Below are 13219 nucleotides of genomic sequence, written 5' to 3' on the forward strand. Positions count from 1 at the left end.
ATGGTCTTGCTGCTGCCGATAAGGCAAAGTCCGAGTTGACAGCTGTGAACAAGCGTGTGGAAGAGGAACTCTCTCAAACACGCAATGAAACAGCGTCGCGTATCGCGGACGCAGACCGTCGTGCCCAAGCAATCGTCGAAGAGGCCAAGTCTCGTGCGACCGAAGAAGGCAACAAGATCATTGCAGCTGCACGCGCTGAAGCCGAGCAGCAAGTGATCCAGGCGCGCGAATCGCTGCGCGAACAAGTTGCCGCTTTGGCTGTCAAGGGCGCTGAGCAGATTCTCCGCAAGGAAGTCAATCCGGCGGTCCACAGTGATTTGCTCAATCGCCTGAAGACTGAGCTGTAAGGAAGCAACGAAATGGCAGAACTCGCCACCATTGCCCGTCCTTACGCTGAAGCCTTGTTCAAGGCTTGCACCGACAAAGGTGCAAGCCTGACCGAAGCCCTGTCTTGGACGGACGAACTGGCGGCGATTGCCGCCGATCCGGAAATGCGCCAACTGGCCGACAATCCCAACGTCACCAATGATCAGGTGGTCGATGTGATGGCTGGTGTATCGCTGGCACGCGGCTGGGCCTTGTCAGACCTGGCTCGCAACTTCCTGCGCACGCTGGTGGAAAACCGTCGTCTGGAAGCCCTGCCAGAAGTGGCCAAGCAATTTCGCGCGCTGGTGAACCAGGGAAATGGTTCGTCGGATGCGCTGGTGTACAGTGCCTTCCCCATGGATGACTCCGCATTGAATGCGCTGGGTACCGTGCTGGAAAAACGCTTTGGCCGCACACTGAATCTGAGCACCACGGTGGACGAATCGCTGATTGGCGGTGTTCGTGTCGTGGTGGGCGACGAGGTGCTGGACACTTCCGTCAAGGCCCGTCTGGAACAAATGAAAGCAACCCTCACTGCGTAACGCAGATCGAGGATTCGGCTAAACAATGAAAAGGAAAGAGTGATGCAACTCAATCCCGCAGAAATTTCTGAACTGATCAAGAGCCGCATTGAGGGTCTGTCAGGCAATACCGATATCCGTAACCAAGGTACGGTGGTGTCGGTGACCGACGGTATCGTGCGCGTGCATGGTCTGTCCGATGTGATGGCTGGCGAAATGCTGGAGTTCCCAGCAGGTGCCGATGGCCAACCTACCTACGGTCTGGCGCTGAACCTGGAGCGCGACTCCGTCGGTGCCGTGATTCTGGGTGAGTACACCCACATCTCGGAAGGCGACATCGTCAAGTGCACCGGCCGCATTCTGGAAGTGCCCGTGGGCCCTGAACTGGTGGGCCGCGTAGTGAACGCGCTGGGTCAGCCTATCGACGGCAAGGGCCCGATCAACGCCAAGATGACCGACGTGATCGAAAAGGTTGCTCCTGGTGTGATCGCACGTCAATCCGTGGATCAGCCTCTGCAATCGGGTATCAAGTCCATCGACGCCATGGTGCCCGTGGGCCGTGGTCAGCGCGAGCTGATCATTGGCGACCGCCAGACCGGCAAGACCGCTGTGGCGATCGACGCGATCATCAACCAGAAGGGCCAGGGCGTTGTCTGCGTGTACGTAGCCATCGGCCAGAAGGCTTCTTCGGTGAAGAACGTGGTGCGTGCTCTGGAGCAAGCAGGCGCTATGGAATACACCATCGTCGTGGCTGCTACCGCTTCCGAATCTGCTGCAATGCAGTACGTGTCGGCCTACTCCGGCTGCACGATGGGCGAATACTTCCGCGACCGCGGCGAAGACGCGCTGATCGTGTATGACGACCTGTCCAAGCAAGCTGTGGCCTACCGCCAGGTTTCGCTGCTGCTGCGCCGCCCACCAGGCCGTGAAGCTTTCCCTGGCGACGTGTTCTATCTCCACAGCCGTCTGCTGGAGCGCGCCGCTCGCGTGAACGCTGATTACGTCGAAGCCTTCACCAAGGGTGAAGTCAAGGGTAAGACCGGTTCGCTGACCGCGCTGCCCATCATCGAAACCCAGGCGGGTGACGTGTCGGCCTTCGTGCCTACCAACGTGATTTCGATTACCGACGGCCAGATCTTCCTGGAAACCAGCCTGTTCAATGCCGGTATCCGTCCTGCTATCAATGCCGGTATCTCGGTGTCCCGCGTGGGTGGTGCTGCTCAGACGAAGCTGATCAAGGGCCTGTCCGGCGGTATCCGTACCGACCTGGCACAGTACCGTGAACTGGCTGCGTTCGCGCAGTTCGCTTCCGATCTGGACGATGCAACCCGCAAGCAACTGGACCGTGGTGCCCGTGTGACCGAGCTGCTCAAGCAGCCTCAGTACAGCCCACTGCCCGTCGCTCTGATGGCCGCTTCGCTGTTTGCCGTGAACAAGGGTTTCATGGACGACATCGACGTCAAGAAGGTACTGCCTTTCGAACACGGTCTGCACCAGTTCCTGAAGACCAGCTATGCTGCTTTGGTGGACCGCCTGAACGAGAAGAAGGCTTTCGACAAAGAAGGCAAGGACGAAGCTGAACTGACTGCAGCCATCACTGCATTCAAGAAGTCCTTCGCTTAAGCCGGGCGAGGAGTCATCATGGCAGCAGGCAAGGAAATACGCGGCAAGATCAAATCGGTGGAAAACACCAAGAAGATCACCAAGGCCATGGAAATGGTTGCTGCATCCAAAATGCGCAAGGCGCAGGAGCGGATGCTGGCAGCCCGTCCATATAGCGAAAAGATTCGCGCAATTGCAGCTCACCTGAGCCAGGCAAACCCCGAGTATGTTCACCCCTTCATGGTGTCGCATGACGCCAAGAAGGTGGGCATGATCGTGGTGACGACTGACAAGGGCCTGTGCGGCGGCATGAACACCAACGTGCTGCGTGCCGTGACGAACAAGCTCAAGGATCTGCAATCCGCGGGTGTCAGTGCAGAAGCCGTCGCCATTGGCAGCAAGGGCCTGGGTTTTCTGACGCGCGTGGGCGCCAAGGTGGTGGCCAATGCCACCGCGCTGGGTGACACGCCGCATCTGGATGCGTTGATCGGCCCCGTCAAGGTACTGCTCGATCAGTACGCTGAAGGTAAGCTGAGCGCGGTCTATCTGTGCTACACCAAGTTCATCAATACGATGAAGCAAGACTCGGTCGTCGAGCAGTTGCTGCCCCTGTCGCAAGAAGCGATCCAGGGTTCGGCACCTGCTTCCCACGGCTGGGACTATATCTACGAGCCCGATGCGCAAAGTGTGATCGACGAGCTGCTCGTGCGTTATGTGGAATCGCTGATCTATTCAGCCGTTGCGGACAATATGGCTTCCGAGCAGTCTGCACGCATGGTGGCCATGAAGGCCGCTACCGACAACGCCGGCAACGTCATCAACGAGTTGAAGCTGGTCTACAACAAGACGCGTCAGGCTGCGATTACGACCGAATTGTCGGAAATCGTCGCAGGCGCCGCGGCTGTGTAACGCAGCTCGACTGAAATCAATATTGGAGCAACGAAATGGCTCAAGTACAAGGCAAGATTGTTCAATGTATCGGCGCTGTGGTGGACGTTGAGTTCCCACACGGCCAGGTACCTAACGTGTTTGACGCACTCAAGCTCGAAGGCACGGCCCTGACGCTGGAAGTGCAGCAACAGCTGGGCGACGGCGTGGTGCGTACCATTGCACTGGGCTCGTCGGATGGTCTCAAGCGCGGCCTGATGGTGACCAACACCGGCAAGGCGATTACCGTGCCCGTGGGCAAGGCAACGCTAGGCCGCATCATGGACGTGCTGGGTAACCCCATCGACGAGCGCGGCCCTGTGGACCAGACGCTGACTGCTTCCATCCACCGCAAGGCTCCTGCATACGACGAACTGTCGCCTTCGCAGGAACTGCTGGAAACCGGCATCAAGGTGATCGACCTAGTGTGCCCGTTTGCCAAGGGCGGCAAGGTGGGCCTGTTCGGTGGCGCCGGTGTGGGCAAGACCGTGAACATGATGGAGCTCATCAACAACATCGCCAAGGCGCACAGCGGTCTGTCCGTGTTCGCCGGCGTGGGTGAGCGTACCCGTGAAGGTAACGACTTCTACCACGAAATGTCGGACGCCGGTGTGGTGAACCAGGAGTCGCTGAACGACTCGAAGGTTGCCATGGTGTACGGCCAGATGAACGAGCCACCAGGAAACCGTCTGCGCGTGGCGCTGACCGGCCTGACCATGGCTGAAGCGTTCCGTGACGAAGGCAAGGACGTGCTGTTCTTCGTGGACAACATCTACCGCTACACCCTGGCCGGTACCGAAGTGTCGGCGCTGCTGGGCCGTATGCCTTCCGCCGTGGGCTATCAGCCTACCCTGGCCGAAGAAATGGGCCGTCTGCAAGAGCGTATCACCTCGACCAAGGTCGGCTCGATCACCTCGATCCAGGCTGTGTACGTGCCAGCGGACGACTTGACCGACCCGTCGCCTGCCACCACCTTTGCTCACTTGGACTCCACCGTTGTGCTGTCCCGTGACATCGCATCGCTGGGTATCTACCCCGCTGTGGACCCACTGGACTCGACCAGCCGCCAGCTGGACCCCCAAGTGGTGGGCGAAGAGCACTACGCCGTGGCCCGCCAGGTGCAGGGCACGCTGCAGCGCTACAAGGAACTGCGTGACATCATCGCGATTCTGGGTATGGACGAACTGGCTCCCGAAGACAAGCTCGTCGTGGCCCGCGCTCGTAAGATCCAGCGTTTCCTGTCGCAGCCTTTCCACGTTGCTGAAGTGTTCACGGGCGCTCCAGGCAAGTACGTGCCGCTGTCGGAAACCATCCGCGGCTTCAAGATGATCGTCAACGGCGAGTGCGACCACCTGCCCGAGCAAGCCTTCTACATGGTTGGCACGATCGACGAAGCCATCGAGAAGGCGAAGAAGATCTAAGGTCTGTGCAGGGCAGTGCTCGCAAGACTGCTGCCCGCACCGGACGTATTTCTTTTTCACTCTGAGGACCAAAGATGAACACCTTCCACGTTGATGTGGTCAGTGCTGAAGAATCCATCTTCTCTGGCGAAGCCCGCTTTGTGGCGCTGCCTGGTGAAATGGGCGAACTCGGTATCTATCCCCGCCACACGCCGTTGATCACCCGCATCAAGCCGGGATCGGTGCGCATTGAGAAGACCGACGGCGCCGAAGAGTTCATCTTCGTGGCCGGTGGCATTCTGGAAGTGCAACCTGATCGCGTGACCGTGCTGTCCGATACCGCTGTGCGCGGCAAGGATCTGGACGAGCAAAAGGCGGTTGAAGCCAAGCAGAAGGCCGAAGAAGCCGTCAAGAACGCCAAGGGCGAACTCGACTTGGCCAAGGCACAATCCGAGCTGGCCGTTATGGCAGCGCAGATTGCTGCACTGCAAAAGTACCGCAAGAAGCGTTGATCAGCGCCTTTGTGGCATCTACAAAAAACCACCGCATGCGGTGGTTTTTTTATGCCTTTCCAGACACCGCAAAGCAGTAAGGGCGAACCTGAAGCCGGCACATGTAGCGAGCCTATGGTTAAAGACTAAACCAAGGCAGCAAGCTTATCCATCAGGCGCTAGATGCTATGAAAAATATAGTATCGGGCGGAGTCAACGGACAATGGGAATATCCGGCAGTTCATTGTCTGCCGCTGCAGACTGGCGAGGAAAATCACGCTCCAGCAATTGCGACACCTGGGTGATGGCCTTTTTCAGGGCCTCTTCGTACAGACCGCTGCGCAGATCCTCTGCCAACCCTGCAATGATGCGACCCCACTGGGCGGTGTCCACATGGCGTGCAACGGCCCGATCTGCGACGATCTCGATGGCGTGCTCGGTGAGCAGCAGATAAATCAAGACACCGTTGTTGTGCTCGGTGTCCCATACGCGCTGCTTGCTGAACTCCATCACAGCCCGCTCGCGCGCCGGCGCGTCGCGGCGAATATAGCTCCAGGGCAGGGCGGTCTCGACATACACGCGAATCTGGCCCGTATGCCCAGTCTCGGATGCTGCAATGGCATGCGCAATGCGCTCGCGTGCCGCCTGCGGCAAAGCATAGGAGGCATCACGGTCCAGAATGCGGTGGCGCAACTGGCGGCCAAGACGTTGAAGCCAACTACCCATCACCAGCTCCCCGACGCGCCGCCGCCGCCAAAGTTACCGCCGCCGCCGGAGCTGAAGCCACCACCGCCGCCCGAGCCGCCACCGAATCCTCCGCCCCCGCCAAAGCCGCCGCCGCCAAAACCACCTCCACCACCGGTAATGACGCTGCCGGGGCGCAGTCCGCCTGTCAGAAGCACCATGAACAGGGCCACGACTCCCGCCCCCACGCCGATCAGCAGGCTGGCTGTGAGCATGGTCGCCACAACGCCCGCAACACCGCCGGTGACCAGGGAGCCAAAGCCGCGACCGAGCAGGGCACGCAGAAAACCTCCGCCGATCATGACAATTACGAAAAAGAAGATCAGCAGCTCGCCCACATCCATGGAAGGGGCTGCCGATGCGCCTTGGCGCTGCTGTGGCTGCCGGGCCGGCGCAGGCAAGGCCTCGCCTTTGATGAGAGCGCTGATCTGACCCGCAGCGGCCGAGAGGCCAGCGCCATAATTGCCTGCCTGAAAGGCTGGCTTCATGGCCTCGTCAATGATGCGTGCGGCACGCAGGTCTGGAATGGCACCTTCGAGGGTCTTGGCGACTTCGATACGCATGCGCCGGTCGTCTTTGGCAACGATGATCAGGAGCCCATCGCCAACATCCTTGCGGCCGATTTTCCAGGTGTTGGCCACCCGGTTCGCATAGGCTGCAATGTCCTCCGGGGCGGTGGTTGGCACCATCAATGCAATCACCTGCGAGCCGGTGTCCTGCTCCAGCTGTTTCAGCTGGGCCTCGAGGCTGGCGGTATCTTGCGCGCTCAGGGTTGCGGTCTGATCGATCACATGCGCAGTGAGCGCAGGAACAGGCAACACTGCAGCATGCCCGAGCCATGGCAAGAGCGCTACTGTAAATATAGCTATAAAGCGTTGTAGAGCGCGCGCAATAAGCACTTTTTCCCTTGATTATTTCTTGTCTGTCGAGAAATCAACCTGGGGTGGCTGAGAAATCTGTGCCTCATTCTGCACGGTGAAGTTGGCCTTGGGCTGGTAGCCCATGACCTTGGCCGTCAGATTGGTGGGAAACTGGCGGGCCAGCACGTTATAGGCCTTGACGGTGCCGATATAGCGGTCGCGCGCCACGGCGATGCGGTTTTCGGTGCCTTCCAGGGTGACACGCAGGTCGCGGAAAGCCTGGTTGGCTTTCAGGTCAGGGTAGCGCTCGGCGACCACCATCAGGCGCGACAGCGCGCTGGAGAGTTCGCCCTGCGCCTGCTGGAACTTGTTGAACGCTTCGGGATTGTTGACCAGTTCGGGCGTGGCCTGGATCGACGTGGCTTTGGAGCGCGCCTCAATTACCTTGGTGAGCGTATCCTGCTCAAAATTGGCTTCTCCCTTGACCGAAGCCACAATGTTGGGCACCAGGTCGGCACGGCGCTGGTATTGGTTGAGGACTTCGCTCCACGCGGCGGTGGATTCCTCGTCCAGTCGCTGGAAATCGTTATAGCCGCAACCCGTCAGCACCACGGCTGCTGCCACCATGACCATCAGTCGCTTGATTGTGTTGATCGTATTCATTGTGCATTCCTTATTGGATGTGGCCTGATGTTCGCTGCAAGTTGATGCATTGACAAGGCGCCCATTGTGACAAAGATTGTCAGGCCGGTTTGTCAGCGATTATTGATTGGTCATGCGCAGAAGCGGGGCCCATAGCCACGCAGTGGCGCTACCATGGCCTTATGGAGCGTGATTGCAATGGATGACATCGTCAAACAGGCCATGGCCAAATGGCCGAATGTACCGGCTTGCTATGGTTGGCTGGGGCTCGATGCGCGCGGCAACTGGTGGCTGCGTGATGCGGCGGCCCAGGCTGCTGGCGGCTTTGCCAGTGGCGCGCCAGGGGCCAAGGGCTCGCGGGTCGAGCATGTGAAGCTGGCCGAATTCATTGCTCGCAACTATCTGCACGATGCGCGCGGCTGCTGGTACTTTCAGAACGGGCCGCAGCAGGTGTTTGTGGAGCTGGAAGCCACCCCATGGATCTGGCGCGTGCAGATGCAGGCGCCAGACATATGTATCCGCAGCCATACTGGCTGTGAACTGGCTCCCGCAGAGGTACAGAAGGTGCTGGTGGATGAGCATGGGGCCGTGTACATGGCGGCGTCCATGGGGTTGGGCTTGGTGCACACGCAGGATGTGCTGGATGTGTCCGCCGCGCTGGATGCGGGCCTGCTGCCCGCACCGGAAGAGGTTCGACGCGATGCATTGCCACGCCGCTATGGTTTTGCAAGCTCCCCCGCGCAGTTGGCAAGCGCCGTCAGCTAAGACCGCAAGAACTGCCAGGCAAGAAAAAACCGGCCAAGGCCGGTTTCTGTATCTGATCGCGTAAAGGTGCCAAGGCGCAGAGGATTACTGTGCGTGGTCCACCATGTACTGCACGGCAGCGCGGATTTCGTCGTCAGAGGCGGTCGTTCCACCGCGGGGAGGCATCGCTCCTTTGCCTGAAATGGCAATCTTGACCATGTTGTCGATGCCCTGCGCCACAAAGGGTGCCCACGCGGCCTTGTCGCCAAACTTGGGGGCCCCGGCCACACCTGCTGCATGGCAGGCGAAGCAGGCCTTGTCGTACAGACCCTTGCCGTCAGCCTGGGCAGTGGCTGCCGGGGCTGCGGCAGGAGCAGCCGCTTCCTGCGCTGCAGGTGCGGCTGGGGCTGCGGGAGCCGCAGGTGTTGCTGCTGCAGCAACGGCTCCACCTTCTGCAGCGGCATTGCTGGCAGGGCGCTCGGGAACGGGAAACTTGGCTCCTGCGGCATTGGCCATGTAGACCACGCCACGGGCAATTTCGGTGTCGTCGAAATCACCGCCCCCTTGCGGTGCCATGGCCCCCTTGCCTGCCAGGGACGAATGCACCAAGGCCTCCAGCCCTGTCTTGATGCGGGGCGCCCAGGCTGCGGCATCTTCAAACTTGGGTGCACCGGCCGCGCCGGTGGCGTGGCAGGCTGCGCACTGTGCCTTGAACACTTCCTCGCCGGATTTGAGAGGGCGATTGGCGTCGCGGACTTCGACCGTGCCCACCTTCTGGATGCGAGCGGCAACCAGTGCGGATTCATCGGCTGCACCAGCACCGGGTTTGTTGGCAGAGGTGACATACATCACCAGGCCGATAATGGCAAAAACGGGAATCACGAATGCAAAGATCACCGTCCACAAAAGCTGTTTGGGTGTCTTGATGGGGCCAGTGTGTGCTTCTTCGTGCTGGATGTCGCTCATTACGTCCTCAAATTCTTCGTGGCTTGTTGTTCATCGTGCAGAGGCCAAAATCATTATATAGAGGGGTCTTGTTTTGTGACCTCCGGGCTAGCCCCAGCGTTGTTTCGGCCACACCCTGCCTATGACCACCGCAAAAAAAATGGCCTGCCAGGATGCTGGCAGGCCATTGTGCGGCAGGTGCGCTGCTGAGGGGCTTATGGTTTGCCAGCAGTGGGCGCCACCTGGGTGACAGCCGTTGTGGCATCCGCTGGGGCTTCATCCGTCCAGCCACCGCCCAAGGCCTTGTACAGGCCAACCTGGTTTTGCAGCTGCGCCAGTCGCACCTGCACTACAGCTTGCTGCAGCGCAAACAGCGAGCGCTGTGCATCCAGCAGGTCCAGGTAGCTTGCAACCCCATTGGTGTAACGCAAATCCGACAGCTTCAGGCGCGCCGATTCGGCTTCGACCTGGGCTTCCTGCGATTGCAGCTGGTCGGCCAGCGTCTGGCGGCTGACCAGCGAGTCGGACACTTCGCGGAACGCCGTCTGGATCGATTTCTCGTACTGGGCGGCAGCAATCTTCTTCTGCGCCTCTGCCACTTCCAGGTTCGCCTGGTTGCGTCCGGCGTTGAAGATCGGCAGGTACAGCGATGGGGCGATCGTGAATCCCTTGGACTTGGAGTCAAACAGATCGGACAGCTCGGAGCTGGCAAAGCCGGCATTGGCCGTCAGCGAGATGCTGGGATAGAACAAGGCACGCGCTGCGCCGATGTTGGCATTGGCCGCGATCATGCTTTGCTCGGCCTGGCGCACATCCGGGCGGCGGAGCATCAGGTCTGATGGCAAGCCTGCGGGCACGTCAGCCATCACGGGCAGATCACTCAGGCGCTTGCCTTGCAGGCTGGCAAGCAGCTCCTGCGGCGGCGTCTGGCCCAGCAGCAAGGTGAGCGCATTGGCATCCAGCGCGCGTTGACGCGTCTGCTGGGCCAGGGTGGACTTGGCGTTTTCTGTCAGAGACTGGGCCTGGCGGTAGTCGAGCTCCGAGGCCACGCCCGAGTCCAGACGCAGCTTGGTCAGCTTGATCGACTCCTGGCGCGTCTCCAGCGTGCGACGCGAAAGGTCCATCAGCTCTTCATCGGCTTGCAGTGCCAGCCAGGCATTGGCCACCGAGGCAACCAGACTGATCTGCGCAGCCTTGCGGCCTTCTTCCGTTGCCAGGTATTGAGCCAGTGCCTGCTCCTTCAGGCTGCTGATGCGGCCGAAGAAATCGATCTCCCAGTTCTGGATGCCGACGCCAACGCTGAAGGCATTGCCATAGCTGCCAGTGATCTGGCTGCGCTGCCGGGTGGCCGCTGCAGACACACCGACTTCGGGGAACTGCTGCGAGCCCTGCACCTGGTACAGCGCACGGGCCTGCTCAATGTTGAGCACGGCCACCCGAAGGTCGCGGTTGTTGTCCAGCGCGATCTGGATCAACTGCTGCAGGCGCGGATCGGTGAAGTAGTTCTGCCACGGAATATCCGCAGCCGCTTGCTGGCCCTGCGTGGACGCTACGGGGTATTGGTCCGCCACGGGGGCGGCCGTCTTGTCCAGTGCAGGAATCAGCGAGCAACCGGACGCCAGCAGCGCCGCTGCCAGCACGGTAGGAATGAGTTTCTTATTCAAAACGAGGTCCTTTCCCCGTTGCGGAGTTCATGTCTTCTTGGTTCATCACTGCGGAGTGCGAGACGGTGCCAGGAGCAGGTGCCGATGGCGAGGCGCCGCCATGGGGGCCAGAACCATCCTTGCCATTCTTGCGGCCGAACAACCGGAACACTTCCACAAAGAACACCGGCACCAGGAACACTGCCATGAAGGTGCCGATGATCATGCCCCAGAACACGCCTGTACCGATTTCATGCTGGCTGACCGCGCTCGCGCCCGAGGCGATGTAGAGCGGCACCACGCCAAGAATGAACGCCAGCGAGGTCATCAGAATCGGACGGAAACGCAGGTGGCCGGCTTCCAGTGCCGCGTCCAAAGCGCTCATGCCCTGGTCATGCAGATCCTTGGCGAACTCCACGATCAGAATCGCGTTCTTCGCCGACAGGCCGATCACGGTGATCAGCGCCACCTGGAAGTAGATGTCGTTGGGCATACCGCGCAGGTGCATGCCTGCCACCGCACCCAGAACACCCAGAGGCACCACCAGCAGCACGGCCAGCGGAATGCTCCAGCTCTCGTAGAGTGCTGCCAGGCACAGGAACACTGCCAGGATCGAGAACGCGTACAGGATCATGCCCGACGAACCCGCCTTCTTTTCATCGAGCGACTGTCCGGTCCACTCATAGCCAAAGCCCTGCGGCAATTCGGCAGCGAGCTTTTCCATTTCGGCCATGGCCTGGCCGCTGGTGTAACCGGGCTTGGCCTGGCCGGTGATGCTCATGGACGGATAGCCGTTGTAGCGCGACATCTGCATCGGGCCGGTGACCCACTTGGCAGTTGCCAGCGTGGACAACTCGACCAGCTTGCCATCGGCATTGGGTACCGTCAGCTTCATCACGTCTTCAGGCTGCATGCGGGTTGCGGCATCGGCCTGGATGGTGACGCGCTGCATGTATCCCTTGTTCGGGAAGTCGGTAGAGTTGGCAGAGCCCAGCGCGGTGGACAACGTGGTGGCAATGTCACCCATATTGACCTTTTGCGCATAGACAGCGTCGCGGTTGATATCGACTTGCCACTGCGGCGCATCTTCCACGCCATCAAAACGCACACCGGTGAGGATGGGGCTCTGGCTGGCCTTGCCGATCAACTCGTTGCGTGCCTGCAGCAGGGCTGCATGGCCGTTGTTGCCACGATCCTGCAGTCGGAAGGTGAAGCCGTCACTGTTGCCCAGTTCTGGAATGGAGGGCGGCACCAGCGTGTAGATGAAGCCGTCGCGCAGGCCCATCATGGCACCCAGCGCCTTGCCTGCAAACGACGTCGCATCCGAGCCCGGAGCCGTACGCTCCGACCAGTCCTTGAGCGTGGTGAATGCCAAACCCATGTTCTGTGCCTGCCCCGAGAAACTGAAGCCCAGAATACTGACGATGTGTGCGGTTTCAGGCTGCTTGAGCACGTAGTCTTCCAGTTGCGACATGGCGCCGCTCGTCCGCTCCTGCGTAGCGCCTGGCGGCAGTTGCACCAGCGAGATCACATACCCCTGGTCTTCCGTTGGCAGGAAGGCGGTAGGCAGAGCCTTGAAGCCGAACACCACGCCAGCGATCACCGCGGCATACACCAGGAAAGCCAGAATGGTGCGCTTGACCACGCCAAGCAGCGTCTTCTGGTAGCCCTTGGTGGCCTTGCCGAACATGCGGTTGAACCAGTTGTAGAAGGGGCCCAGCAGGCCGGTCTTCTTGTCATGCGCATGGCCCTTGGGGATGGGCTTGAGCATCGTGGCGCACAGCGCTGGCGTCAGGGTCAGCGCGAAGAAGCCCGAGAAGAAGATCGAGATCGCCATCACCAGCGAGAACTGGCGGTAGATGTTGCCGGTAGCGCCCGAGAACATGGCCAGCGGAATGAACACCGTCACCAGAATCACGGTAATGCCAACCACTGCGCCCTGAATCTGGCCCATGGCCTTGATCGTCGCATCCTTGGGCGATATGCCTTCTTCAGACATGATGCGCTCGACGTTCTCCACCACCACGATGGCATCGTCCACGACGATACCGATCACCAGCACCATGGCGAACATCGACAGAATGTTGATCGTCAGCCCCACGCTGTACATCACTGCAAATGCGCCCAGCAATGCAATGGGCACCACGATTGTCGGGATCAGGGTGTAGCGGATGTTCTGCAGGAAGATCAGCATCACGATGAACACCAGCACGATGGCTTCGAGCAGCGTGTGGATCACCTTCTCGATCGAGATCTTGACGAACTTCGATGTGTCATACGGGGCAGACCACTTCACGCCAGCCGGCAGGAAGGACTCGAGCTCGCCCATCTTGC

Annotated in this window: 13 protein-coding genes; 7 read left to right on the top strand and 6 right to left on the bottom strand. The window is 60.2% G+C overall.

The features are described 5' to 3' along the window. The 6 genes from atpF to ACH2DG_RS20295 all read left to right on the top strand — a co-directional run. On the top strand, positions 1-347 hold a 347-nt coding region (gene atpF, locus ACH2DG_RS20270), incomplete at its 5' end, for a F0F1 ATP synthase subunit B (RefSeq protein WP_395028357.1). Positions 348-359: 12 nt separating this feature from the next. Beyond that, positions 360-908, top strand: a complete 549-nt coding sequence (locus tag ACH2DG_RS20275) for a F0F1 ATP synthase subunit delta (protein ID WP_395028358.1) — start codon at positions 360-362, stop codon at positions 906-908. A 42-nt stretch (positions 909-950) separates the two neighbouring features. Continuing rightward, the gene (gene atpA / locus ACH2DG_RS20280) at positions 951-2510 is read left to right on the top strand and encodes a F0F1 ATP synthase subunit alpha (RefSeq protein WP_395028360.1); all 1560 of its coding nucleotides are present in this window, start codon (positions 951-953) and stop codon (positions 2508-2510) included. A gap of 18 nt (positions 2511-2528) precedes the next feature. Beyond that, positions 2529-3398: a F0F1 ATP synthase subunit gamma gene (gene atpG / locus ACH2DG_RS20285; protein ID WP_184711539.1), complete on the top strand. Its 870-nt coding sequence runs from the start codon at positions 2529-2531 to the stop codon at positions 3396-3398. A gap of 35 nt (positions 3399-3433) precedes the next feature. Then, positions 3434-4837 (top strand): F0F1 ATP synthase subunit beta, encoded by a 1404-nt coding sequence (atpD, locus tag ACH2DG_RS20290; protein ID WP_184711538.1) that lies wholly within the window; start codon positions 3434-3436, stop codon positions 4835-4837. Between the two features lie 74 nt (positions 4838-4911). Then, a complete protein-coding gene (locus ACH2DG_RS20295; protein WP_224151114.1) occupies positions 4912-5328 on the top strand; it encodes a F0F1 ATP synthase subunit epsilon in 417 nt (138 codons plus the stop codon). A 192-nt stretch (positions 5329-5520) separates the two neighbouring features. Here ACH2DG_RS20295 and ACH2DG_RS20300 read toward each other — a convergent pair whose 3' ends face one another. From ACH2DG_RS20300 to ACH2DG_RS20310, 3 genes are read right to left on the bottom strand one after another with little or no spacing between them, the layout of a single operon-like run. Next, entirely contained in the window at positions 5521-6033 is a 513-nt protein-coding gene (locus ACH2DG_RS20300) for a TPM domain-containing protein (protein WP_395028362.1), read from the bottom strand. Then, positions 6033-6950, bottom strand: a complete 918-nt coding sequence (locus tag ACH2DG_RS20305) for a TPM domain-containing protein (protein ID WP_395028364.1) — start codon at positions 6948-6950, stop codon at positions 6033-6035. Before ACH2DG_RS20305 ends, ACH2DG_RS20300 begins: the two co-directional genes overlap by 1 nt. A 12-nt stretch (positions 6951-6962) precedes the next feature. Continuing rightward, entirely contained in the window at positions 6963-7574 is a 612-nt protein-coding gene (locus ACH2DG_RS20310; RefSeq protein ID WP_377780210.1) for a LemA family protein, read from the bottom strand. Between the two features lie 177 nt (positions 7575-7751). Between ACH2DG_RS20310 and ACH2DG_RS20315 the strand changes: the two genes are divergently transcribed. Continuing rightward, entirely contained in the window at positions 7752-8318 is a 567-nt protein-coding gene (locus tag ACH2DG_RS20315; RefSeq protein WP_395028366.1) for a DUF2946 family protein, read from the top strand. A gap of 84 nt (positions 8319-8402) precedes the next feature. Here ACH2DG_RS20315 and ACH2DG_RS20320 read toward each other — a convergent pair whose 3' ends face one another. The 3 genes from ACH2DG_RS20320 to ACH2DG_RS20330 all read right to left on the bottom strand — a co-directional run. Next, positions 8403-9263 (bottom strand): c-type cytochrome, encoded by an 861-nt coding sequence (locus ACH2DG_RS20320; RefSeq protein WP_395028367.1) that lies wholly within the window; start codon positions 9261-9263, stop codon positions 8403-8405. Positions 9264-9457: 194 nt separating this feature from the next. Beyond that, a complete protein-coding gene (locus tag ACH2DG_RS20325; RefSeq protein WP_395028369.1) occupies positions 9458-10906 on the bottom strand; it encodes an efflux transporter outer membrane subunit in 1449 nt (482 codons plus the stop codon). After that, positions 10899-13219 (bottom strand): efflux RND transporter permease subunit (locus ACH2DG_RS20330; protein WP_395028371.1); only part of this gene is annotated, 2321 nt, incomplete at its 5' end. The genes ACH2DG_RS20325 and ACH2DG_RS20330, both read right to left, overlap by 8 nt.

Source organism: Comamonas odontotermitis (assembly GCF_040396735.1).
Taxonomy (GTDB): Bacteria; Pseudomonadota; Gammaproteobacteria; order Burkholderiales; family Burkholderiaceae_C; genus Comamonas; species Comamonas odontotermitis_C.